Origin of the sequence: Jatrophihabitans endophyticus (assembly GCF_900129455.1) — a bacterium.
Lineage (GTDB): Bacteria > Actinomycetota > Actinomycetes > Mycobacteriales > Jatrophihabitantaceae > Jatrophihabitans > Jatrophihabitans endophyticus.
Window position 1 is genome coordinate 236,445 of sequence record NZ_FQVU01000003.1, and the last position, 24,098, is coordinate 260,542.

Annotated in this window: 19 protein-coding genes; 9 read left to right on the plus strand and 10 right to left on the minus strand. The window is 73.5% G+C overall.

The window, feature by feature from the left end:
- Window positions 1-49 precede the first annotated feature (49 nt).
- Window positions 50-1,306: a L,D-transpeptidase gene (locus BUE29_RS11260; RefSeq protein WP_200800153.1), complete on the plus strand. Its 1,257-nt coding sequence runs from the start codon at window positions 50-52 to the stop codon at window positions 1,304-1,306.
- Window positions 1,307-1,425: 119 nt separating this feature from the next.
- The gene (gene glnA / locus BUE29_RS11265; protein WP_073390197.1) at window positions 1,426-2,781 is read left to right on the plus strand and encodes a type I glutamate--ammonia ligase; all 1,356 of its coding nucleotides are present in this window, start codon (window positions 1,426-1,428) and stop codon (window positions 2,779-2,781) included.
- Between the two features lie 46 nt (window positions 2,782-2,827).
- Here glnA (BUE29_RS11265) and BUE29_RS22015 read toward each other — a convergent pair whose 3' ends face one another.
- Window positions 2,828-3,406: a TetR/AcrR family transcriptional regulator gene (locus BUE29_RS22015; RefSeq protein ID WP_073390200.1), complete on the minus strand. Its 579-nt coding sequence runs from the start codon at window positions 3,404-3,406 to the stop codon at window positions 2,828-2,830.
- Here BUE29_RS22015 and BUE29_RS11275 point away from each other — a divergent pair.
- The 4 genes from BUE29_RS11275 (at window position 3,389) to BUE29_RS11290 (ending at window position 9,114) form a co-directional block, all read left to right on the plus strand.
- Window positions 3,389-4,195, plus strand: coding sequence for an SDR family oxidoreductase (locus BUE29_RS11275; protein ID WP_200800154.1), 807 nt, complete (start codon window positions 3,389-3,391; stop codon window positions 4,193-4,195). The two genes, BUE29_RS22015 and BUE29_RS11275, sit on opposite strands and share 18 nt — an antisense overlap.
- Before the next feature lie 168 nt (window positions 4,196-4,363).
- On the plus strand, window positions 4,364-5,056 hold the full coding sequence (locus tag BUE29_RS11280) for a hypothetical protein (RefSeq protein ID WP_143168137.1): 693 nt from the start codon (window positions 4,364-4,366) through the stop codon (window positions 5,054-5,056).
- 145 nt (window positions 5,057-5,201) lie between these two features.
- Window positions 5,202-6,074, plus strand: coding sequence for a type 1 glutamine amidotransferase (locus BUE29_RS11285; protein ID WP_084181072.1), 873 nt, complete (start codon window positions 5,202-5,204; stop codon window positions 6,072-6,074).
- Window positions 6,067-9,114, plus strand: coding sequence for a bifunctional [glutamine synthetase] adenylyltransferase/[glutamine synthetase]-adenylyl-L-tyrosine phosphorylase (locus BUE29_RS11290; RefSeq protein WP_073390212.1), 3,048 nt, complete (start codon window positions 6,067-6,069; stop codon window positions 9,112-9,114). Before BUE29_RS11285 ends, BUE29_RS11290 begins: the two co-directional genes overlap by 8 nt.
- 15 nt (window positions 9,115-9,129) lie before the next feature.
- Here BUE29_RS11290 and BUE29_RS11295 read toward each other — a convergent pair whose 3' ends face one another.
- The 3 genes from BUE29_RS11295 to BUE29_RS11305 all read right to left on the minus strand — a co-directional run bounded on the left by BUE29_RS11295 (window position 9,130) and on the right by BUE29_RS11305 (window position 14,512).
- Complete coding sequence (locus tag BUE29_RS11295) at window positions 9,130-10,002, minus strand: phosphatase PAP2 family protein (RefSeq protein WP_073390214.1); 873 nt, start codon at window positions 10,000-10,002, stop codon at window positions 9,130-9,132.
- Between the two features lie 86 nt (window positions 10,003-10,088).
- Complete coding sequence (locus BUE29_RS11300) at window positions 10,089-13,400, minus strand: glucodextranase DOMON-like domain-containing protein (protein ID WP_073390217.1); 3,312 nt, start codon at window positions 13,398-13,400, stop codon at window positions 10,089-10,091.
- 140 nt (window positions 13,401-13,540) lie between these two features.
- Window positions 13,541-14,512 carry a hypothetical protein gene (locus tag BUE29_RS11305; protein ID WP_143168138.1) on the minus strand — a complete coding sequence of 324 codons (972 nt, stop codon included), beginning with the start codon at window positions 14,510-14,512 and terminating at the stop codon, window positions 13,541-13,543.
- 67 nt (window positions 14,513-14,579) lie between these two features.
- Between BUE29_RS11305 and BUE29_RS11310 the strand changes: the two genes are divergently transcribed.
- On the plus strand, window positions 14,580-15,014 hold the full coding sequence (locus tag BUE29_RS11310; RefSeq protein WP_073390222.1) for an SRPBCC family protein: 435 nt from the start codon (window positions 14,580-14,582) through the stop codon (window positions 15,012-15,014).
- A 1-nt stretch (window position 15,015) separates the two neighbouring features.
- A complete protein-coding gene (locus BUE29_RS11315; RefSeq protein ID WP_073390225.1) occupies window positions 15,016-15,822 on the plus strand; it encodes a DNA-formamidopyrimidine glycosylase family protein in 807 nt (268 codons plus the stop codon).
- Here the strand turns inward: BUE29_RS11315 and BUE29_RS11320 are convergent.
- The 5 genes from BUE29_RS11320 to BUE29_RS22500 all read right to left on the minus strand — a co-directional run bounded on the left by BUE29_RS11320 (window position 15,815) and on the right by BUE29_RS22500 (window position 19,884).
- The gene (locus tag BUE29_RS11320) at window positions 15,815-16,516 is read right to left on the minus strand and encodes an HAD family hydrolase (RefSeq protein WP_073390227.1); all 702 of its coding nucleotides are present in this window, start codon (window positions 16,514-16,516) and stop codon (window positions 15,815-15,817) included. The genes BUE29_RS11315 and BUE29_RS11320 overlap by 8 nt on opposite strands.
- Before the next feature lie 23 nt (window positions 16,517-16,539).
- On the minus strand, window positions 16,540-17,571 hold the full coding sequence (locus tag BUE29_RS11325) for a cobalamin B12-binding domain-containing protein (protein ID WP_073390230.1): 1,032 nt from the start codon (window positions 17,569-17,571) through the stop codon (window positions 16,540-16,542).
- On the minus strand, window positions 17,568-18,689 hold the full coding sequence (locus BUE29_RS11330; protein ID WP_073390233.1) for a PP2C family protein-serine/threonine phosphatase: 1,122 nt from the start codon (window positions 18,687-18,689) through the stop codon (window positions 17,568-17,570). Before BUE29_RS11330 ends, BUE29_RS11325 begins: the two co-directional genes overlap by 4 nt.
- A 227-nt stretch (window positions 18,690-18,916) precedes the next feature.
- Window positions 18,917-19,423: an ATP-binding protein gene (locus BUE29_RS11335; RefSeq protein ID WP_073390236.1), complete on the minus strand. Its 507-nt coding sequence runs from the start codon at window positions 19,421-19,423 to the stop codon at window positions 18,917-18,919.
- Window positions 19,420-19,884 (minus strand): STAS domain-containing protein, encoded by a 465-nt coding sequence (locus tag BUE29_RS22500; RefSeq protein WP_073390239.1) that lies wholly within the window; start codon window positions 19,882-19,884, stop codon window positions 19,420-19,422. The genes BUE29_RS11335 and BUE29_RS22500 overlap by 4 nt, the downstream gene beginning before the upstream one ends.
- Before the next feature lie 202 nt (window positions 19,885-20,086).
- Between BUE29_RS22500 and BUE29_RS11345 the strand changes: the two genes are divergently transcribed.
- The gene (locus BUE29_RS11345; protein ID WP_084181076.1) at window positions 20,087-22,348 is read left to right on the plus strand and encodes a SpoIIE family protein phosphatase; all 2,262 of its coding nucleotides are present in this window, start codon (window positions 20,087-20,089) and stop codon (window positions 22,346-22,348) included.
- Between the two features lie 257 nt (window positions 22,349-22,605).
- Here the strand turns inward: BUE29_RS11345 and glnA (BUE29_RS11350) are convergent, their stop codons facing one another.
- Complete coding sequence (gene glnA, locus BUE29_RS11350) at window positions 22,606-24,030, minus strand: type I glutamate--ammonia ligase (RefSeq protein WP_073390246.1); 1,425 nt, start codon at window positions 24,028-24,030, stop codon at window positions 22,606-22,608.
- Window positions 24,031-24,098: the final 68 nt, after the last annotated feature.

A 24,098-nucleotide genomic window follows, 5' to 3' on the forward strand; every position in this document is an offset into this window, starting at 1 on the left:
GATGCAGCAGCGGGGCGCAGCACGGTTCGGTGGTCGCGCGACGAGGCGGGTGCTCGCCGCGTCAGCCGCGGTCGCGGCCCTGGCGGGCCTGACCGCCTGCACCTCGGGCGGCGGCACGGACTCCGACAGCTCCCCGTCGGCCGGGGCGAGCACGTCCCGTGGCGGTGCGACGTCGTCGGCGAGCGGTGCCACGGGTAGCGCGGCGGCGAGCGAGGCGTCGATCACCACGACCGCGGTGGGCGGCGCGACGAAGGCCAACCCGGCGCAGCCGGTCACCGTCAAGGTCGCCGACGGCACGCTCGAGTCGGTCGTCATGACCAACCCGGCCGGCAAGGTCGTCACCGGCAGCACGTCCGGCGACCGCTCCACGTGGCGGACCGCCGAGGACCTCGGGTACGGCAAGACCTACTCGATCAAGGCGACGGCCAAGGACGAGGGCGGCAAGGTCGTCGTCAAGCGCGACAAGGTCACCACCCTCTCGCCCGGCAACATGACGATGCCCTACTTCAACACCGTCAACGGCACGGCGATGGCCGACGGCGCCACCTACGGCGTCGGCATGGTCACCGCCGTGCGCTTCGACGAGGCGATCCCCGACAAGGACGCCGCCGAGAAGGCCGTCACCGTCACGACCACGCCGAAGGTCACCGGCGCCTGGTACTGGAGCGACGACCAGACGATGCAGTGGCGTCCGAAGAACTACTACGCCACCGGCACCAAGGTCACGGTCGCCGCGAAGGTGTACGGCGTCGACCTCGGCAACGGCCTGTACGGCCAGTCGGACAAGACGACGTCCTTCACCGTCGGGCAGAAGCACGTCACCGTCGCCGACGCGAAGACGCACCAGGTGAAGGTGTACTTCGACGACAAGCTGGTGCGCACGATGCCGACCTCGATGGGCAAGGGCGGTTACATCGAGAACGGCAAGATCTCGCTCTGGACGATGCCGGGCACCTACACCGTCATCACCCACGAGAACCCGGCCACGATGTCCTCGAACACCTACGGCCTGCCCGCCAGCTCGCCCTACGGCTACTCCGGGTTGATCGTGCCGTGGGCCACGAAGATCAGCACCGACGGCATCTACCTGCACGAGCTCGACTCCACCGTCAGCGTGCAGGGCAGTCAGAACGTCTCGCACGGCTGTCTGAACCTCAACCAGTCCAACGCGAAGTGGTTCTACCAGCACTCGCGCGTCGGCGACCCGGTCACGGTGAAGCACTCCGGTGGCCCGAAGCTGCAGGTCTGGCAGGGCGGCCAGTGGAGCGTCCCGTGGAGCACCTGGGTCAAGGGCGGCGCCAAGTAGCAGGAGCGGTGACGTAACCAGGCTGCCGTACCCTTCGCTGGAACCGCGGAAAAACAGCGGTCCGTGGGCTACCGCTGGGTCGCCCCGACAGCAGAAGAGTCCCGGGGAGGCGGCACAGCATGGATCGGCAGCAGGAGTTCGTGCTCCGCACGATCGAGGAGCGAAACATCCGCTTCGTGCGGCTGTGGTTCACCGACGTCCTCGGCACGTTGAAGTCGGTGGCGGTCGCGCCGGCCGAGCTCGACGGCGCGTTCGAGGAGGGCATCGGCTTCGACGGCTCGGCCATCGAGGGCTTCAGCCGGGCCAGCGAGAGCGACATGATCGCGCATCCCGACCCGGCGACGTTCCAGATCCTGCCGCAGAACGACGGCACGACCGACTCCGCGCGGATGTTCTGCGACATCCAGATGCCCGACGGGTCACCTTCGTGGGCCGACCCGCGCTACGTGCTGCGCCGCGCCCTGTCGCGGGCGGCCGAGCGTGGCTTCACCTTCTACACCCACCCCGAGATCGAGTTCTTCCTGCTGAAGAACCGCCCGAGCGACGGCAGCGAGCCGCTGCCCATCGACAACGGCGGCTACTTCGACATGACGAGCCACGACGTCGCGCACGACTTCCGCCGCGCGGCCGTCGGGGCGCTCGAGGGACTGGGCATCTCGGTCGAGTTCAGCCATCACGAGGTCGCGCCAGGCCAGCAGGAGATCGACCTGCGCTACGCCGACGCGTTGAGCATGGCCGACAACCTGATGACCTTCCGCCACGTCATCAAGGAGGTCGCGATCGCGCACGGGGCGCACGCCACCTTCATGCCCAAGCCGTTCAAGCACCAGCCCGGCAGCGGCATGCACACCCACCTGTCGTTGTTCGAGGGCGACCAGAACGCCTTCCACGACCCGGACGACCCGCTGAACCTGTCCAAGACGGCGCGCGCGTTCATCGCAGGCCTGCTCGTGCACGCGCGCGAGATCACCGCGGTCACCAATCAGTGGGTGAACTCGTACAAGCGGCTCTGGGGCTTCGGCTCGCCCGGGTCGATCGTCGAGGCGCCGACCTTCGTCTGCTGGGGTCACGCGAACCGCTCGGCGCTGGTGCGAGTGCCGCGCTACAAGCCGGGCAAGGCGAACTCGACTCGCGTCGAGCTCCGCTCGCCCGACACCGCCTGCAACCCCTACCTGGCCTTCGCCGTCATCCTGACCGCCGGCATGAAGGGCATCGAGGCCGGCTACGAGCTCCCGCCGGGGGCCGAGGACGACGTCTGGTCGCTGTCCGACGTCGAACGGCGCGCGCTCGGTTACGACGAGCTGCCGCACAACCTCAACGACGCGTTGCAGACGATGCAGGACTCCGAGCTGGTGGCCGAGGCGCTCGGCGAGCACGTCTTCGACTTCTTCCTGCGCAACAAGCGCGAGGAGTGGATGGAGTACCGCGCCGAGGTCAGCCCGTTCGAGCTGCGCCGCTACCTGCCCATGCTCTGACGGGACGCTCCTGGCCGAGCGCGCCAGGTCGGCTCCGACCGGCGCGTCAACCGCCGTGCTGCGGGTCGACGATCCGCAGGAGGAGGTCGGTGAGGGCGTCGGCGGCGTCCGCGTCGAGTGGCCCGTCGGTGATGAGGACGCGGTACCAGAGCGTGCCGTACACGAGTTCGGCGAGCGGGGCCGCGTCGGCGACGTCGACGACGTCGTGTCGTTGCAACATGTCAGCGAGCACCGCCCGTCGCCGGGCGGTGAACCGGGCGAGTCCTGCTGCGACGTCTGTGTCCTCGAGGGCGGCGGCCACCATGCCGCGCAGGAGCGGGCGGGCCCGGCCGCCGGCCGCGGTGAAGGTGTCGGTCACGAAGGCGCGGAGATCGCCGTCCACCGTGCCGGTGTCGGGCATCGGAACTTCACGCGTGGCGAGATCGGTCGCAGTCTCGAGAACGATCGCTGCGCGGCCTGGCCACCACCGGTAGATCGTCTGCCGCCCGACGCCGGCGGTGTCGGCGATGTGGCCGACGGTGAGTGCGCCGGGCCCCTCGTCGTGCAGGATCCGCGAGGTCGCGTCGAGCACGGCCCTGCGCGCCGCCTCGTTGCGGCGTCGGCCGGTGTGTTCGCGCGCGGGCACGGCGCCGAGCTTAATCCAGGCGCGTCGTCCCGGAGTAAGCTTGTCGATACACTTTGTCTCGATAAGGGAGAGGCCATGACCACGGCGCTGGTGATCGGCGGAACGTCGGGGATCGGCGAGGCGACCGCTCGTGAGCTGCGGCGGCTCGGCGCCGACAGCTGGGTCGTCGGCCGCGACGCGGACAGGTTGGCTGCTGCCCTGGCTCGGCTCGGGGACGGCGTGCACGGCGAGGCGCTGGACGCCGCCGACGCGACCGCGATGCGCGCACTCGGCGAGCGGATCGGGCCGATCGACGTGCTCGTGCTCGCGGCCAGCGGAGCGCGCGGCGGTGGACCGTTCGCCGAGCTGTCCCTCGACGAGTTGCGCGCAGGACTCGACGCCAAGCTGCTGGTGCAGCTCGCTGCGTTGCAGGCTCTGCTGCCGTCGCTGGCCACCGCCGCGTCGGTCGTCTTCGTGAGCGCGGGCTCGGCCCGGGCAGCCCTGCCCGGCACGGCGGGGTTGGCCGCCATCAACGGCGCCGTCCAGGCCGTTGTCGGACCGCTCGCGAGCGAGTTGGCGCCGGTTCGGGTCAACGCCGTCTCGCCGGGTGTGATCGACACTCCCTGGTGGAACGGTCAGGGCGACGGCGTGCGCGAGGCCGTCTTCGAGCGGTTCTCGGCGGCCTTGCCCGTCGGCCGCGTCGGCCGGGCCGAGGAAGTCGCCGCGCTGATCGCGGCAGTCGCGACCAACGGATTCGTGACCGGCAGCGTCGTCGACTGCGCCGGCGGCGGCCAGCTCGCCCGTTCGTGAACCGTGAGCTGGTTGCTGCGGTGGCCACGGCAGGAACGGTCCGCGGCCATCAGCGCCCGACACGAGCGATGGCCGGACGACCAGGTTTCGAGTCGATCGGCGACGTGGCCCGCTGACAGGCAGTGCCACGAGCGGACCCGTGGCCCGACGACGTCCATGCTCGGCGTCATGGGGGAGTCGACGACGGCCGACGGCGTCACCTTGACGATGTTCGCGCGCGAACACGTCGACCCGCTCTTCAGACGTGCTGGCGCCCGCAAGAAGGGCCGACGTTACGAGTTCGCGAACGCCGCAGGGGATGTCTCGCTGTTCGATCTCTACTCGCGTGGGTGGCGCAACGGCACAGTCGGTTTCGACGCAGGCTGCCAGATCAGCCCGCACTCGATGGCCCTGTTCAGGCAGTGGTCGCTCGACCGGGAGGGCGGCAGCCCCGCCGCCGTTCCCCGTATGCAGGTCTGGCTGTGGTCGGCCGGGTTGACGCCCCCGCTCGACGTCGAGCAGATCGGGCTCGGGCACCGGGGCTTCTTCGATGCCGCGAGTGCGCGGCGATGCGGGGAGGCTCTGGCGGCTGCTATCGCCAGCACGGTCATCCCGCTCCTCGTCCGGAGCATGGACCGCCGATGGTTGCTCGACGCGTTCCTCAACGGTGACGTCTTCCGCGCTCACCGGATGATCGGCACCCCAGAACGAACCCGTGTCCTGCTGCTCATCGACGACGGCGCATCCCCCGACCTCGATCGGGCGCTCGCAGACCTGGCCGCCAGCACGAGAGACCCGCGTACCCGTGAGGGAGACCGACAGCTGCTGCGCTGGGCGCGAGAACGACTCGACCTCGGCCCCGCGATGGACACGCGCGGCTGAGCGACACCGGCAACGCTCGCGTCGTACGGGCCCGATGCGTGGCGACGACGGCTGCGGTCCGTGTCGAACCCGCACGATCGTGGGCGGTGCGGCAGCCACGACGGACCGGCCGGTCGCTGCCGGGCTCGTCGGTAGGCTGGTCGGCGTGGACGCACCCCGTGTGGTGATGGTCGAACTCGACCACTCCGACCCGCCTGGTCGACTGCGGGACTGGCTCGTCGCCGCCGGCCTCGAGGTCGTGGTCTGCGACGTCGCCGGGGGCGAGTCGCTGCCGGCGCCGGGCGGTTACGCCGGGCTCGTGGTGCTCGGCGGCAAGATGGGGGCCGGCGACGACGCCGAGTACCCGTTCCTCGCCGACGTCCGGCAGCTGCTGCGCGACGTCGTGCGCGACGAGGTGCCGACGCTCGCGATCTGCCTCGGGGCGCAGCTGCTCGCGGCCGCTCACGGCGGTCGGGTCGTGGTCAATCCGGAGGGCCCCGAGATCGGCGCGCAGCTCGTCGCCAAGCGGGCCGCGGCCGCCACCGACCCGCTGTTCGGGGCCATGCCCATCACCCCCGACGTCATGCAATGGCACTACGACACCGTCGCGTCCCTGCCGCCGGGCGCGATCCACCTCGCCAGCTCGCCGGTGTGCGAGAACCAGGCCTTCCGGGTCGGGCGGCTCGCCTGGGCGGTGCAGTTCCACATCGAGACGACGCCCGAGATGGTCGCCGAGTGGGCGCGGGCCGACGCCCCGAACCTGCCCGAGCTCGACCTCGACCTCGTGGTGAGTCGGGCCGCGGCCGCCCACGACGACATCGCCGAGGTGTGGGCGCCGTTCGCGCAGGCGTTCGCCGCCGTGGTCGGTGACCCCTCGGCGGTGGCCCCGCCGCGCGGGGTCGCGACCGCCACCGCGGCGCCGGTCACCGACCCCGCGGCCATCCGCGCGGCGCTCGCCGCCGAGGCCGGTGCCGCGCGGGGGACCGATGCGCTGCCGTCCCCGCTGCCGATGCCGACGCGGCGGCCGCCCGGTGACTGACCCGCCCGGGGCGGTACGGCACGCGAGCCGGCTGGCCCGATTGTCGTTCGCCGACGGGGCGCGCGCCGCGGAGCTGCTGGCCGGCGCCCCGCTGTCGTGGTGGGATCTCGAGACCAACGAACCGGTCGACGCGTCCGCGGCCGTCGTGGTCGCCGCGCTGGCACGCACCGCCGACCCGGACGCCGCACTCGCGGCGCTGGCCCGGTTGCTCGCCGCGCCCGGGTGCACCGGGCTGCGCGAGGAGCTCGAGCAGCGGGCGGACCTCCGTGCCCGCCTGCTCGGCCTGCTGGGCGTCTCCGGCGAGATCGCCGCGCACCTGGTGGATCATCCCGAGCAGTGGCGCGTGCTCGTCGACGACATCGACACCGGCGCGGTGGCCCGGCGGCTGCACGACGCGGTGCGCGCCGACGTCGCCGACCCGGTCACCGGCACCGGCGGCACCCGGGCACGGTGCACCGGCCCCGACGCGATCGACGCGCTCCGCACGGCGTACCGCCGCGAGGTCGTCGCCATCGCCGGGCGTGACGTCGCGGGCGACCTCGACGTGCGCGCGGTGACCGAGATGCTGGCCGACCTCGCCGGGCACACCCTGCAGGCGGCGCTCGCGGTCGCCGCCACCTCCCTGGCGCCCGACGCCCCCTGCTGTCGCCTCGCGGTCATCGCGATGGGCAAGGCGGGCTCGCGCGAACTCAACTACGTGTCCGACGTCGACGTCGTCTACGTCGTCGAACCGCTCGACGAGGACGACGACGTCGAGCCCGCCCTCGGCACCGGGGCCCGGCTCGCCGCGGAGCTCATGCGCGTGTGCCGCGCGGTGGCGTGGGAGGTCGACCCCAACCTGCGGCCCGAGGGCAAGGACGGTCCACTCGTCCGCACGCTCGCCAGCCACGAGGCGTACTACCGGCGCTGGGCCAAGACCTGGGAGTTCCAGGCGCTGCTCAAGGCGCGTCCGATCGCCGGTGATCTTGCGCTCGGCCGCGCATATTCCGACGTGATCGCGCCGCTGGTGTGGACGGCGGCCGAGCGCCAGGACTTCGTCGCCGACGTGCGGGCGATGCGCTCGCGGGTGGTCGAACACATCCCGGTCGCCGTCGCCGAGCGGGACATCAAGCTGGGACGCGGCGGCATCCGCGACGTCGAGTTCGCGGTGCAGCTGCTGCAGCTCGTGCACGGCCGGGGTGACGAGACGCTGCGCTCGCCCGAGACCCTGCCTGCGTTGGACGCGCTGCGCAACGGCGGCTACGTGGGCCGCGACGACGCCGTCAGCCTCGTCGACGCCTACCGATTCCTGCGCACGGTGGAACACCGGCTGCAGCTACGCCGGCTGCGCCGGACCCACATCCTGCCCGACCGCGCCGCCGACCTCGGCTGGCTGGCGCGTTCGATGGGCTACCGGCCCGACCACCGCGGGACGGCGCGCGACGTCTTCGACGCCGAATGGAAGCTGCACGCCCGCGAGGTGCGCCGGTTGCACGAGAAGCTGTTCTACCGACCGCTGCTGGAGGCCGTGGCCCGCGTGCCCGCACACGGCCTGCGGTTGACGACGGCCGAGGCCGGGCGGCGGCTCGAGGCGCTGGGCTTCGACAACCCCGACGCCGCGCTGCGTCACATCGAGTCGCTGACCAGCGGGCTGAGCCGGCGCGCCGCGCTGCAGCGCGGGCTGCTGCCGGTGCTGCTGGCCGACTTCGCCTCGGCGCCGGCTCCGGACACCGGCCTGCTGGCGTATCGCACGCTGTCCGACCAGCTCGGCACGACGCCGTGGTACCTGCGACTGCTGCGCGACGGCGACGCCGTGGCGCAGCGGCTCGCCCACATCCTGGGCACGAGCCGCTACGTCGCGCCCATGCTCGGCCGCGCCCCGGAGGCACTGCGCCTGCTCGCCGACGACGACGCGCTGCGCCCGGGCGATCCCGTCGAGGTGCTGGCCGCCATGAACGACGTCGCGGGCCGGCAGCCCGACGCGGCGGCGGCAGTGCGGGCGTTGCGGGCGGTCCGCCGCCAGGAGCTGCTGCGCACCGCCTTCGCCGACCTGCTGGGCCGGGCCGACGTCGAGCAGGTCTGCGACGCCCTGAGCACCACGTTGGCGGCGACGCTGCAGGCCACCGTGCGCGTCGCGCTCCGCAGCGTGGCCGAGGCCCGCGGCCTGGCCGAGCTGCCGATCCGGTTCGCCGTGATCGCGATGGGACGTCTCGGCGGCGGCGAGGTCGGCTACGGCTCGGACGCCGACGTCCTGTTCGTCTTCGAGAACGTCGGCGACGCCACGGCGGGCGGTGAGGAGCTCGCGACCAACTGCGCCCGCGACGTCGCCGGCTCGTTGCGCGCGCTGCTCGGCGCCGCGTCGTCGACCGACCCGCCGTTGGTGGTCGACGCCGGATTGCGTCCCGAGGGGCGCAACGGTGCCCTGGTGCGCTCGTTGGCGTCCTACCGCGCGTACTACGCGCGGTGGTCGTCGGCGTGGGAGGCGCAGGCGCTGCTGCGGGCCCGCCCGGTCGCCGGGGACGACGAGCTGGGGCGGCAGTTCGTGTCGATGATCGACCCGGTGCGCTATCCCGAGGGCGGGGTCGCGCCGGACGACCTCGTCGAGATCCGCCGCCTCAAGGGACGGATCGACAGCGAACGGCTGCCCCGGGGCGCCGACCCGACGACGCACACGAAGCTGGGCCGTGGTGGCCTCGCCGACATCGAGTGGACGGTGCAGCTGCTGCAGCTCGATCACGGGCACGCGCTGCCGGAGCTGCGCACGACCCGGACGCTGGCCGCTCTGGACGCGCTGGCCAAGGCCGGCCTGCTCGAGTCCGACCAGGCCGAGGTGCTGCGGACGGCGTGGCGGTGCGCCACCCGCGTGCGCAACGCGCTCGTCCTCGTCCGGGACAAGCCCACCGATCAGCTGCCGGCGCTCGGGGCCGAGCTCGTCGCGGTCAGCCGGGTGATGGGTTATCCGCTCGGGTCGGACCCGGGCCAGCTGGTCGACGACTACCGGCGCGCCGCCCGGCGTGCCCGCAAGGTCGTGGAGGACGTCTTCTACGGCGGCCGCGGCTGACGGTGCGTGGCCGGGTCAGTCGACGCTCGGGCCGCGGACCCCGCCGTGCGCGCCCGGCAGCGGCGGGTCGGGCTCGCCGAAGTCGGGGGCGTCGATCGGAGCGGTGAACGCTCCGCGGCCCGACAGCGCGTACTGCACGCCGAAGCCGAGGGTCACGGCGAGCGCGCCGCCCACGGCGTCGAGCAGGAAGTGGTTGGCGGTGCCGACGATGACGACGAGGGTCGCGAGCGGGTAGGCCAGGCCCAGGGCCTTGACCCACCGGTGCCGCGCGCACGCGAAGATCGCGATGCCCGCCCACAGCGCCCAGCCGATGTGCAGGCTCGGCATGGCCGCGTACTGGTTGGAGTGCTGCGCCACCGCCGGGCTCGCGAGCGAACCCCACGTGTGGAACTTGACCAGTGTGTCGACGTAGGCGAACTCGGGCATCAGCCGCGGCGGGGCCAGCGGATACAGCGCGAACCCCGCGAGCGCCACCAGCGTGGTGGTCACCAGGACCGTCCGCACGCCGCGGTAGACGTGCGAGCGCCGGACGAACAGCCACACCATGACGGCCGGGGTGACGATGAAGTGCAGCGTGGCGTAGTAGTAGTTCAGGATCTGCGCGAGCCACTCGTTCGTCGCCACGACGTGGTTGAACGAGCGCTCGAAGTTCAGGTGCAGCGCGTCCTGCACGTGCTGGATGCTGCGGGCGTGCCGGGTCGCGATGCTCGCCTGCTCGGGGATCGCGTTGCGCACCAGCGAGTACAGCCAGTACCCGACGGCGATGATGGCGATCTCCTGCCACCACACCGGCCGGCGCCACCGCAGCAGTCGCCGGGGCAGCAGGCCGGGGAACCGGCGCCGGCGGGTCGGGGCGGGTGCCGCCCTCCACGTCTGCGTCGCGACCATCCGGACATCATTCCATCGCCGTGCCCGTTACCCGCGACAGGCACGGCCGGCACTCAGATCCGGCGTGTCACCGGATCATCGCGCGGTCACGGCGCCGTGACGGCCGCGACGGTGGCCGGGTGCCGGGACACGTCGAGCTCGTCGGCCTGCGAGACGCCGGCGGGGGTGAGCGTGTCCACGACCTTGGCGACCGTGCCGGGGTCGACCGAGCAGATCGGCGCCGTGCCGCCGGCCGCGCAGACCCCGAACTGGTAGGGCTGCGGGGTCGCGGCGAGACTGCGGGCCTGGTCGCTGCTGTAGCCGTCCTGCCCGTGGAGGGTGACCGCGAACGTCCAACCCGGACCGGGGGCCCCGAAGGCCGCCGTGGGCAGCGCGATCGTGATCGTCCGCGCCGACGCGGACGCGACCACCGCCGTCACCGAGCCGACCTGGTCGCCCGCCGCGTCCTGCCACACCGGGCCGGCGAAGCCCTGCACCTCGACGCGCTGGCTCCATGGTTGCGCCAGGGTGTGGTTGCGGCCGGGGAACGCCGCCGCGGTCGAGGTCGGCGACGCCCCGGGTCGGCCGACGTAGACGTCGAGCAGCTGCGCGCCGATCGCGGAGCCGAACGTGGGGTCCAGGTTGCGCAGCGTCGCGCGCAGGTAGACCGTCGTGCCCTTCGTCAGCACCTGGAAGCGGGTCAGGTCGAACGCGCCCGGGTTGAAGTCGGCCGCCGTCGGATACTGGTACGTGCCCGGCCCGTCGTCGTCGTTCGCCGGGTCGGTGACGTCGAGGACGCTGGTGCCACCGACGAGGTCGCCCTGCACGCCGACCTGCGCGTACCCGGTGCCGGTGGCGGTCGTCGCCGCCACCGTGACGGTGGTGGCGCCGAAGCCGACCGGGACGGCGACGGCGAATGCGCCGTGGGAGTCGGCACGGGCCGAGCGCACCGCCCTGGAGCCGTCGTCGAGACCGGTGACGGCGACGTCGACGCGGGCGCCCGCGGCCGTCGTCCCCGTCACCGTCGTCGTGCCGGCCACGGCCTGCCCGTCGGTCGGGGCGGTGAGGGTCACCGGCACGTCGCCCGGCGCGCCGTGGCGGACGTAGCGCGCGGTCGTGATGTCGGGACGGTCGGTGGTCCGTCGCTCGCCCAGGTCGCGCACGAGCCGCACCTGCTGCGCCTGAGCCCAGGTGAGCGGCGAGGCCGACCCCGCCGCCTTGCCGCCGGCGAAGCCGATCGAGGCGGTGGTGGGGTCCGTGCCGTACGGGTCGGCGGCCAGGTCGGCGTTGCCCCAGGCCTGCTCGGGGACGAGCCCGACGCCCGAGGTCGAGCGCAGCAGGAACGACTGCTGCGAGCGGGCCAGCGCGTAGTCGCCCTGCGCGATCGCGGTCTCGGCGCGCTCGCCGGAGAGCACCGGCCACAGCTGACCGCTGCCGCTGCTCGTCGTCGGCCACGGTTGGCCGTCCTTCGGGCAGTCGGTCGGGTCGGCCGTCCAGCAGTCGCCGTAGCCGTCCTCGGTGCCGGCGCCGTCGGTGCCGTAGCGGTAGTAACCGGTCCCGGTGGCGGTCTGCTTCGCGATGACGTGGTCGAGAACGTGCAGCGAGTTGGTCACGTCGGCGTCGTCGGCCGGCAGCGCACCCAGGCGGACGAGCTCCTGGAAACCGCCGTCCACGACGGAGCGCTGGTCGGCCTGCACGCTGCCGTTGCCGAGGCCGTAGGTGGTGCCGGCGTCGGGGTTGCCGTCCTTGGTGAGCCGCACGAAGTACGGCTTGTCCGAGTAGGGCCCGGTCGTGGTGACGGTGTGCGCCTTGACCGTCCGCTGGAACTCGTCGGCGGCGGCCTGGTACACGCGGGCGTGGGCGTCGTCGCCCTGGCGGTGAGCGATCGTGGCGGCCGCGGTGAGGCCGGCGATCTCGGCGGCGATGGTCGACGGCGAGTACCCGGACTGCTCCTCCCACCGTTCCAGCCCGAAGGACGGCCCCCGCGCGACGACGAAGTCGGCGGCGGGCACGACGTGCTCGCGGTAGAGCGTGCGGTCGCCGGACAGGCCGGTCAGATAGACCATGAGCAGCGGGTACGCGGTCTCGTCGAGCTGCTCGGTGCCGTTGTCCGGCGCGATCCTGCCGTTGAGCAGCGAGTTGCGCGGCATGTTGCCGGCGGCCTGCTGCTGGCGCTCGAACAGGAACCGGGTCGCCGCCCGCGCGGTCCCGAGGTCGCCGGAGGCGAGCAGCCCGGTCACGGCCTCGTACAGGTCACGGGCGAACACCTCGCGATACGAGCCGAAGTAGACCGGCTTGCCGCCGACCAAGTCGCCCGCGCTGACCGCCTGCCCCCACGGGCTCGCCAGCGACGCCACCACCGCGCCCGGGAACGTCTTGTCCTCGCTCGCCTTGAGCACGTTCGCGCTCAACCAGTACGAGCGCAGCGCCGCGAGCGAGGTGCCGCGTGCCGGACGTCGCAGCCCGGCGTCGTACCGGGCCCAGCCGCGCAGGTAGTCGACGGCGACCGCGCGCGGGTCGCGGTGCGCCGTGCGCGCCGCCGTGCGGGTGGCGTCCGCGGCGGTGCGGCCGAAGCCGAGCGCCATCGTGATGTCGCCGTGGCGCGGCGTCACCTCGGCGGTGGCGACGACGTGCCCGTCGGGCGCCGCGGAGTACGGCGTGAGCGCGTGGTCGGCGTCGAGCTGGCGCAGGCCGTCGGACGCGGCGTCGGCGTACCCGACCGACGCGCCCCGCAGGGTGGGGGAGTCGAGCGCCATGAAGGTGGGGACGGCGTAGTCGCGGTTCGCGGCCTGGCTCACCGTGGCGGTGTCGCCGACCACCGGCACGCCGTCGCGGACGCTGCCGGTGTCGGCACCGCCGTTCGGGCCGCCCCCGCCGCCGTTGCCGTTGACGTGCGCGTCGAGCCGCGCGTACACGCGGTACGAGGCCCCGCGCGGCTGCTGCAGCACGGTGTGGACGACGACGGCGTCGCGCTCGGGATCGGCGAGGTACGTCGTCACGAGGCGGTAGTGGTGCGCGCTGCTCGTCGCGGTGACCGTGCAGGCCATGCCGGTGAGGTCGGCGCGGACGGTGTAGGTGGTGTCGCGCTCCTGCAGGTCGGTGAAGGAGCGACCGTCGGTCACGACGTACTGCAGCGAGTGGACGTTGGTGTTGTCGATCGTCGGCTCGTAGACGTCGGACAGCACGCCGTTCGCCACGGTGAACCACACCTTCGACGTGCGGTTGCGCGCGGTGCCGACGCAGTCCTTGCGGGCGAGGTCGAAGCGCGACAGCGATCCGGGCGCGCCCGCAGCGGTGCCGGCGGGCGCCGCCTGCGACGCGGCCGGGACTGCGAGCAGGGCCGCGGTGGTCGCGGTCGCGGCGAGCAGCGGCAGGGCGAGGGACCGGCGGCGGGCGGGGGATGCGGGGCGAGCAGCCACGACGGCTCCTTCGACGGCGGCGGCGAAGCGGGGCGGAGTGGATTGTTCGCGTGCAGAACTTTCGCCGTCAAGAGGCGCGGCCAGCCGGCGACCGGCCGGTGTCGGCCCCGTCGGGCGGCACCGGCGGGCAGCGGCGCGGCTCAGTCGCCGCAGGCGCCGGCGAAGGCAGTGGTGCCCGCCGGCAGGGAGCCGGCGGCCCGGGGCGTGCCGGGCGTGCCGTCGGCGGCGACCGGGACGACCGCCAACCGGCCGCCGTTCGCGGCGAGCACGGCGTTGTCGTCGGCCCAGCACAGCGGCTGCCAGCCGCGCGCGAAGGCGTGCCGCCGACCGTCGCGCAGGGTCACCACCGTGACGCCGGTGTTGGTGGCGACGGTGATCGCGTCGTCACCGGCGGTGACCCGGAGGTCGTCGGCGTCGGCGACCCGGGCGACGGTCTCGGCCGTGCCCCGCCCGCCGGTGAAGCGGACGATGCGGGCAGCCGATCCGTCCGCGACGGCGGCGATCAGGTCGTCGTCGGCCCAGGCCAGCCCACCCACCGAGGTCGAGAAGGTCGCGAGGTCGCGGTCGGTGCCGGTCAGCGAGCCACGCACGTGGACGACGAAGCCCTTCGGCTTGGTGACACCCGGCGTGGAGGCTGCGCCGGCCAGCGACGCCCAGGCCAGCGCACCGTCGTCGGACAGCGCCGGCGAGAACCCGCTCCGTATCCCGAGGTCCACGACGCGCCCCGAGCGCAGCTGCTGCACGACCTCCTGGCCCCGCTGCGCGCGGGAGACGACGACGTGATCGCCCGTGTCGTCGCCGTCGACGGTCACGCCGGTGATCGCCGCGACGTCGCTCGCGGCCGCCAGCCGGCCGGCGCGCACGTGGTAGAGCTTCGCCGCGTCCTCGCTGCCGCCGGCGACGACGTACGCCCCGTCCAGCGCCGCGAGCGGGTTCGCCGCGGTCGACGACGGCGCCGCGGGCGTCGTGCTCGTGGCCGTGCTGCCCGGCCGCGACGTCGGACCGGGGGTGACGGAGGGGTCGTCATCGCCGGACGAGGTGCACCCGGCGAGCGTGACGGCGGCGATCACGGCGACAGCGGGGGGCGCGAGGCGGGTCCAGGTCGTCGGCATCGCCCCATCATGCCCAAGCCGGCAGCGTGGCGGCGTGCTCGGGCTGCGGGCCGGGTAGATCGAGGGCATGACCTCCGTCGAACGAACGTTCACCGTCACCCCGCCGCCCGCCGTCGTGATCCCGTACCTCGCCGACTTCGGCAACGCCACCGACTGGGACCCGGGCACCGAGCGGTGCGAGCGCAACGACGCCGGCCCGGTGGCCGTCGGGGCGAACTGGCACAACGTCTCCAAGATCATGGGCGTCAGCACGGAGCTGACCTACACGCTCGAGAAGCTCACCGACGACACCGTCGTGCTCGTGGGCAAGAACGACTCGGCCACGTCGGTGGACACCATCACGGTGCGACCCCACGAGACGGGCTCGGAGATCACCTACCACGTCGACCTCGAGATGAAGGGCGCCGCGAAGATCGGCACGCCCGTCATGAAGCTGGTCTTCGAGAAGCTGGGCGGCGACACCGAGGACCAGATGACGCAGGCGCTGAACCGGCTGGGCTGACGTGCCCGAGGGCGACACCGTCTTCCGGCTCGCCACCCGGTTGCGGGCGGCGCTCGACGGTCGGCGGGTGTCGCGCTCGCAGTTCCGGGTACCGGCGCACGCCACCGCCGACCTGACGGGTCGGACCGTCCTCGCCCACGACACGCACGGCAAACACCTGCTGACCCGCTTCTCCGGCGGGGTCAGCCTGCACACGCATCTGCGGATGGACGGGTCGTGGACGGTCACCCGCGACGGGCGGCGGGTGCCGCGCCGGGTGCTGCCCGACGTGCGGGTGCTGCTGGCGACCGACGACGGACGGACCGCGTACGGCCTCAACCTGCCGGTCGTCGAGCTGGTGGCGACGACCGACGAGGCGAGCGTCATCGGCCATCTCGGCCCGGACCCGCTGCGCGACGACTGGGATGCCGCGGCGGCGGTCGCTCGGCTGCGGGCCGACCCGGCGCGGGCCGTCTCGGCCGCGTTGCTCGACCAGCGCTCGATCGCCGGGCTCGGCAACCTCTGGGCCAACGAGCTGTGCTTCCTGCGCGGGCTCGACCCCGCGACCCCGATCGGGGACATCGACGTGCCGGCGCTGGTGGCGCTCGCGGCCCGGGCCCTGCGGCACTCCGCCACCGCGCCCGGCGCGATGCAGGTGACCACCGGCGTGCGGCGCCGCGGCGAGCAGCACTGGGTGGCCGGTCGGGCGGGGCGGCCCTGCCTGCGCTGCGGGACCGTCGTCCGGGTGACGGGGGAGCGAGCCGCGGCGTCGGGTCGGCGCACCTGGTGGTGCCCGTCGTGCCAGCCGCCGCCGCGCGGGGTCAGCTGATCCCGACGGCGTGCAGCAGGGCGTCCGGCTCGCGCTCGGCGGCGACGGACGAGACGAGGGCGAAGCGGATGCCGAGCGCCTCGCAGCCCTGGTCGGCCCGGACGCTGTCGCCGACCATGACACAGTCCGTTGGGTCCGCCGCCAGGGCGGCGCACGCCCGTCGGAAGATCTCCGGATCGGGTTTGACGACGCCCTGCTCGTCGGAGAGCACGAGGACGTCCAGGCAGTCCGCGACGCCGTGGGCGGCGAGGACGGGCCGCGGATCCCACCCGATGTTGCTGACCAGGGCGGTGGGTATCCGGAGCTCGCGCAGCCGGCGCAGGACGCGCACCGTGTCCGGGTACGGCCGCCACGCGGCCGGCAGCACGCCGCGGTCGTACAGCGCCGCCGCCTGCTCCTCGCTCAGCCCCGCGTGCCGCGACAGCCCGGAGTAGGCCGCCCGGTGCGCCTCGGCCGAGAGGTCGCGGCGTTCCCACAGCTCGGCGAGGTGCGGCGGTGTCTCGCGCGGCTCGGTGCTGCCGTTGATGGCGCCGAGGTCGCGGAGTCGGGGAGCCCACCCGACGAACTCGGGGCCGAGCGCGGCCCGGAGCGCCTCGTCGGCGGACTCGATGAAGAACAGCGTGCCGGAGAAGTCGAACAGCACGGCGGCGGGGCGGGGTGGGGCCGGGCGTCGCGGTGCCGTCTGCTCGTCCACGCGCCCAGCATCGCAGCGTGGCGTCAGCGCGCGGCGACCGCCCGTCCGGCGGCGAGGACCGCGGCGGCGCGGGGGAGCTCGCCGCATCGCTCGGCGACCGCGTCGGCCACCACCGTGATCCCGGCGGCCAGGGTCGCGGCCGGCACCCCGCGCGAGGTGAGCAGCGGGGTCAGCCAGCCGACGAACTCGGTGAACAGCTCGACGTCGTCGACGAGCAGCGTCGCCTCGAGGTAGTCGAGGATGAACTCGACGTCCTCCGCGGTGCGCTTGTGCTGCCGGTCGTCGTAGGCGGCGACGTCGGGCAGGCGCTCGGCCATGACCCGCAGCGCGCCGGTGGCGACCTCGGCGCGGGCCGAGCGCACCCGCTCGAGCGCGTCGTCGGGGTGGGCGAGCGGCGGCGCGGGCTCGGTGAAGCCCGGGACGTCGCCCGCGGCCAGCGCGTGCGCCGTGTCCCGGGCGTTCGCCGCCCATCCGTTCGCACCGATCGCCAGGCCCCACCGGCCGCGCGGGCCGAAGCCCCGGCCGCCGACGACGACGGGCACGCCGGCTGCGCGGGACGCCTCGATCACCTCCCGCGCATGGAACAGGCGCAGCGGCAACGCGCACGACAGCAGCGTGACGTCGGGGCCGACGTCGTGCAGCAGCTGCGACAGGTGACGGGTGGGCACCGACGCGCCGAGGTAGGTCACCTGCCAGCCGGCGTCGCGCAGCGTGGCGGCGAGCACGCGCGACGGCAACGAGTGCCACTCGCCGTCCGCGCAGGTCACCACGACCTGGCCGCGCGACGTGCCGGCCGACCGCGAGCGCGACGCCAGCGCGGCGACGGCCTCCTCGCTGATGCTCGTCGCCCGGTGCTCCTGCGCGACGTTCCACTCGTTGGCGGCCCAGCGCCGGCCGACCTCCGCCTGGGCCGCGCACACGACGTCCTCGAGCAGGTCGGGGAGTGCCGTGCCGTCGTCGAACGCGTCGAGCACGGCGGTCACGGCCGTGCCGGTGTCGCCCGCCGCGAGCGCGGCCCAGTAGCGCTCGAAGACGTCGGTGGCCAGTGCGGTCATGAGCGGACCTCCGGGTCGGCGCGGACGGCGAGCAGCGCGATGTCGTCGTGGTCGCGTCCGTCGAGATGTTCCAGGACCAGTTGCAGGATGCGTTCGGTGACGGCCTGCGCGGTGAGGCCGCCGCAGTCGGCGAGCAGCTCGGCGATGGGCTCGGTGCCGAGCAGGCCGGTCGGGCCGCGGGCCTCGTCCGCGCCGTCGGTGTACATGAGCACGGTGTCGCCGGGGCGCAGGTCGACGTCCGCGGCGACGAACGCGACCTCGTCGAGCATCCCCACGATCGTCCCGTGCGCGGCGAGCGGCTCGACCCGGCCGTCGCGCAGCAGCAGCGGCGGCGGGTGGCCGCCGGCCGCGATGCGCAGCCGTACACCGTCCGGTCCCGGGTGCATGACCCCGTGCAGCACGGTGACGAAGGTGTCGGCGTCGCCGGTCAGCAGCGTGTCGTTGACCAGGCGCAGCACGGCCACCGGGTCGGTGGTGACGCGGGTGGCGGTGCGCAGCGACTGGCGGACCTGCCCGGTCAGCACCGCGGCGTCGACGCCCTTGCCGCAGACGTCGCCGATCGAGATCGCCCACGAGCCGTCGCCGACGGGCACGACGTCGTAGAAGTCGCCGCCGATCTGCATCGCGTCCTGCGCCGGCCGGTAGGACGCGCCGAGCTGGACGCCGGCGACGGTGGGCAGCGGCGCGGGCAGCAGTGAGCTGCGCAGCCGCTCGGCGAGCGCCGAACGCTCCTCGTAGACCAGCGCACCGGCGACGGCCACCCCGCCGCGCGCGGCGAGTGCTGCGACCTCGGCGAGGTCGGGCGGCTCGGCCGCCGGGCCCACGACGGTGAGCACGCCGACGATGCCGCCCGCGCCGCCCGCGCCGCCCGCGCCGCCCGCGCCGCCCGCGCCGCCCGTTCCGCCCGTTCCGCTCGCGGCGAGCGGCACGGTGGTCAGCACCGTCGCGCCGGCGGCGCAGCGGTCGCGCACGACGGTCTCGGGGACGCCGAGGGCGGCGAGCTCGTCGTCGGCGCCGTCGAGGACGACCTGACGCGGCGGCGCGGCGGCGCGTCGGCGGGCGGCGTCGACGGCGGCGCGATCGGCCCGGCGCGGGCGCAGCGTCACGTCCGTGGTCACCGGCGGCCGGTCCGACGTCGTCCCGACGTGCCGCAGCGATCCGTCCGCGAGCAGCGAGACGCCCGCCCACGTCCCGAAGCGGGACGCGGCGAGGTCGGCGAGCCGGCCGAGCGAGCGGCGCAGGTTGAGGGTGCGGGCGAGCGCGTCCGCCGACGCCGCCGCGAACTCGGCGGCGGCGAGCCGGTCGCCGGCCGTGGCCGCCGCCCCGGGGGGCCCGGTCGAGGCGGTCAGCCGGCGGTCCGGGCCTGCTCGTAGCCGGAGGCCCGCTGCGTGGCGGCCGGCGGGGCGGACGGAGTCGACCGACGCTCGGCGAGGGAGAGGACGTCGGCGTCGTGGTGCCGCGCGGTCGTGTCGGGCAGCGGCAGCCGGAACCAGATGACCTTGCCGTCGGCCGAGCACTCGACGCCCCAGTCGGCGCTCACCACGCTGACGATCTGCAGGCCGCGCCCGCTCGTGGCGGTGGCCGCGACGGGGACGTCGGGTTCGGGGACGCTGAGCGTCGCGACCCCGTCGTGCACCTCGACCACGAGATCGTCCTCGGACCGCACGGTCACGGTGACCTGCGTGCCGGCGTGCGTCACGGCGTTGGTGACGATCTCGCTGACGCACAGCTGCGCGTCGTCGGCGAGCTCGGCGAGATCCCACGCCTCGAGGGTGTCGCGGACGAAGTGGCGGCCCGCGCGCACGCTGGCCAGCTCGGGGGCGAATCGCTCGCTGCGCTCGGCCCTGGTCATATCTGGGAACCTTCCTGCGGCGACGGCGGCCCGGCGGGGCCCTCGTCGGCGTCGTTCTCGACGCCTGCAGTGTGCCCGCCTGAGGGGGCGCCCAACACGCCGGACGGCGACGAGTCGTCCGGGTGCAGTCCGGACGGCGTGCCGCGCAACGCGGCCTCGACCGTCGGGTACTGCGGGAGCGCGTCGGCGAGGCCGCAGATGGTGATGACGCGACGGATCAGGTGATGGGTGTACACGACTCGTAGCCAGCCCTCCTCGGCCACCACGCGGTAGGCGCTCACCAGGGCGCGGACGACCGAGGAGTCGATGAACGACACGGCGAGCATGTCGACCACCACGCGCCGGTGACCGGCGTCCAGCGTGGCCCGCAGCTCGTCGGTCCAGTCCAGGTCGGAGGCGTCGAGCTCGCCGTCGACGACGACGACGATCGGGTCGTCGCTGCTCGGCGGGCCCTCGGTCACGCGCCCGAGTGTAGGGGTACGCCGTACGCACGGCGTCGCGAGGCGGCCGCGCGCGGGCCGTCCTGCGGCGGCGTCCACGTCGTGCCAGACTGGCCCGGCGGTCGGACGAGCCGGCCCGGTGCCCGGAGGGATCGATGATCGTCCTGGCTGCGACGGGCCCGTCCGGTCATCGCACCGCAACCGGCGACGGGTGGGGGCCGGCGTGACCGGAGCCGACCCGGCCGAGGAGGGGTTCGTCGCCCCGGGCGTCCCCATCGACCTCGACAACTGCGCGCGCGAGCCCATCCACATCCCGGGCAGCATCCAGCCGCGCGGCGTGCTGCTCGTCGTGCGCGAGCCCGAGCTGACGGTGCAACAGGTCAGCGCCAACCTCGCCGACCACGTCGGCGTCGCGGCCGAGGACGCCCTGGAGCGGCCGCTCGCCGAGGTGCTCGGCGTCGCGGCGGCGACGGACATCAGCCGGTTCGCGGCGTCCTTCGCCGACCTGCGGGCGCGCAACCCGCTCGACGTCACGCTCGACGTCGCGGGCCGCGCGGTGCAGTTCGACGGCATCCTGCACCGGGAGCCGCACGGCGTCCTGCTCGTCGAGCTGGAGCCCGCGGACGGCCCGCGGCCGTTCTCCTTCCCGAACACCTACCAGGCCGTCCGCAGCGCGGTCGCCGAGCTCAACAACACCGCCGAGATCGCCGAGCTGTACGACATCGCGGCCCGTTCGGTGCGCGAGCTCACCGGGTTCGACCGGGTGATGGTCTACCGCTACGACGACGACTACAACGGCGAGGTCGTGGCCGAGGCCAAGCGCGACGACCTCAACCCGTTCCTCGGCCTGCACTACCCGGCCAGCGACATCCCGGCGCAGGCGCGGGCACTGTACGAGCGCAACTGGCTGCGGCTCATCTCCGACGTCGACTACACGCCGTCGCCGGTCGTGCCCACCCGCAACCCCGTCACCGGCGCCCAGCTCGACCTCACGCACGCGACGCTGCGCAGCGTCTCGCCCATCCACGTCGAGTACCTGCGCAACATGGGTGTCGGCGCCTCCATGTCGATCTCGTTGTTGCGCGACGGCCGGCTGTGGGGGCTGATCGCGTGCCATCACTACTCCGGTCCCCATACGCCGCCGTACGGAACGCGGGCGGCGGCCGAGTTCCTCGGCTCGACGCTCTCGCTGCGCCTCGTCGACCGGGTCGACGAGGAGCGTTACCGGGCTCGGCTCGAGCGGCAGGCCGTCCTCGCGAAGCTCACCGCCGCCACCGTCGACGAGCGGGACTCGCTCGCGTCGGCGCTGCTCGGCGCGCCGGACCTGCTCGACCTCGTCACCGCCGACGGGGTCGTCGTCCAGCTGAACGACGCGCCCCGCAGCCGGCGGACGGTGCCGGACCCCGACGCCGTCGAAGCGTTGGTGCGCTGGGCCCGCGAGTCGCCGGGAGCGGTGGCGTCGACCGATCGCCTGGCCGAGACGCTGCCCGAGCTCGCGGTGCCGGGCGACGTCGCGTGCGGCGCCCTCGTGGTCACGCTGCCCGACGAGCGCTACGTCGCGTGGTTCCGGGCCGAGGCGCGCCGCTCCGTCGACTGGGGCGGCGACCCCTACAACAAGGCCATCGCCGTGCAGGAGGGCGACTCGGTGCGGCTGAGCCCGCGCAAGTCGTTCGAGCGCTGGAGCGAGATCGTGCGCGGGCGCGCGCAGGCCTGGACCGTCGACGAGCTCGACCTCGCCGACCGCCTGCGCCGGGTCGTCGTCGAGGCGCTGTTCCAACGGGCCCGTAGCGAGCTGCGGCTGGCCGAGACCCTGCAGCGCAACCTGCAGCCGAAGCTCCCGGTACTGACCGACTGGCAGCTCACGGCGCACTACGAACCGGCCGAGGGCGGCCGCATCGGCGGCGACTGGTGCGACGCGCTCACCGTCCCCGACGGCCGGCTCGTCACCGTGCTCGGCGACGTCGCCGGGCACGGCATCCCTGCCGCGGGGACGATGGCGCAGCTGTGCAACGCCCTGCGTGCCTACCTGTTCGAGGGGCTGCCGGTCGTCGACGCCGTGGCCCGCACGAACGAGTTCGCGGTGCGGCTGCTGCCCGGGGCGTTCGCCACCGTCACGGTCGTGGCGATCGACCTCGGCACGGGCGAGGCGGAGGGCGTCAGCGCCGGGCATCCGCTGCCCTACCTCGTGCGCCCCGGCGCCGAGGCGGCCACCGTCGAGCTGGCGATCTCGCCCCCGCTGGGGGTGCGGGACGCGCGTCCCGTGACGACCGCGTTCACGATCGCACCGGGCGAGAGCCTCGTGCTGTTCTCCGACGGCCTGATCGAGCGGCGCGACGAGGCGCTCGACGAGGGACGCCGCCGGCTCGCCGAGGCGCTCGCCGGCCTGGGCACGCCCACCGCCCGCGACGTCCGCGCGGCGGTGGCGAACGGTCATACGCAGGACGACGCCACCGTCGTCGCCCTGCGGCGCCCTGTCGCGGGCTGATCCGTCGCGGGCTGATCCGTCGCGGGCTGATCCGCCGCCCGCCACACCTCGCGCCGAAACCACCGACGGCCCCGGCGTGAGCCGGGGCCGTCGGGGTCTACGTCGTGATCGCGCCTGCGGCGCTCAACGACGTCGTCGTCGCTCGGAAGCTCGAGCAAGCTCGGCTTCACTCGCTCCTAGACGTCGTGATCGCGCCTGCGGCGCTCAACGACGTCGTCGTCGCTCGGAAGCTCGAGCAAGCTCGGCTTCACTCGCTCCTAGACGTCGTAGTACAGCTCGAACTCGTGGGGGTGGGGGCGCAGTCGGATCGGGTCGATCTCGTTGCCGCGCTTGTAGCCGATCCACGCCTCGATGAGGTCCTCGGTGAAGACGCCGCCCTCGGTGAGGTACTCGTGGTCGGTCTCGAGCCGGTCGAGGACCGCGCCGAGCGACCCGGGCACCTGTGCGATGGACGCGAGCTCGTCCGGCGGCAGCTCGTAGAGGTCCTTGTCGACCGGCGCCGCCGGCTCGATCTTGTTCTTGATGCCGTCCAGACCGGCCATCAGCATCGCCGAGAACGCGAGGTAGGGGTTGGCCGACGGGTCGGGCACCCGGAACTCGATGCGCTTGGCCTTGGGCGAGGTGCCGGTGATGGGCACCCGGATGCAGGCGGAGCGGTTGCCCGCGGAGTACACCAGGTTGACCGGGGCCTCGAAGCCGGGCACGAGTCGGTGGTAGCTGTTCACCGTCGGGTTCGTGAACGCCAGCAGCGACGGCGCGTGGTGCAGCAGCCCGCCGATGTAGTACCGCGCGGTGTCGGAGAGCCCCGCGTAGCCGAGCTCGTCGTAGAACAGCGGCGAGCCGTCCTTCCACAACGACTGGTGGCAGTGCATGCCCGAGCCGTTGTCGCCGAACAGCGGCTTCGGCATGAACGTGGCCGTCTTGCCGGCGGCCCAGGCGACGTTCTTGACGATGTACTTGAACTTCTGGACGTCGTCGGCGGCCTTCTGCAGGGTGTTGAACTCGTAGTTGATCTCGGCCTGACCGGCGGTGCCGACCTCGTGGTGGGCCCGCTCGAGCTTCAGTCCGGCGGCGATGAGGGCGTTGCTCATCTCGTCGCGCAGGTCGGCGTAGTGGTCGACCGGCGGCACCGGGAAGTAGCCGCCCTTGTAGCGCGTCTTGTACCCGCGGTTGCCGCCCTCCTCGACGCGACCGGTGTTCCAGGCGCCCTCGATGGAGTCGATGTGGTAGTAGCCCTCGTTCTGCGACGTCTGGAAGCGGACGTCGTCGAAGACGTAGAACTCGGCCTCGGGGCCGAAGTAGGAGGTGTCGGCGATGCCGGTCGAGCGCAGGTACTCCTCGGCCTTGGCCGCGACCTGGCGCGGGTCGCGCTCGTAGGGCTCACCGGTGCGCGGCTCGACGATCGAGAAGTTCAGGTTGAGCGTCTTGGCCCGGCGGAACGGGTCGACGAAGGCCGTCTCGGGGTCCGGGATCAGCTTCATGTCCGACTTGTGGATCGCGGCGAAACCGCGGATCGACGAGCCGTCGAACATCGCGCCCTCGGTGAAGAAGTCTTCGGGCAGCGTGGCCGCGGGCACGTTGAAGTGCTGCTGCTGGCCGGGGAGGTCCGTGAATCGGACGTCGATGAACTCGACGTTCTCGTTCTTCACGAAGCTCAGGACCTCGTCGGGACTTGTGAACATCCGTCCTCCGTTGGCGGTTGGGAATCGGCGGCGACGCTACGACGCGATTGTTTCAGGGTCGTGTCATG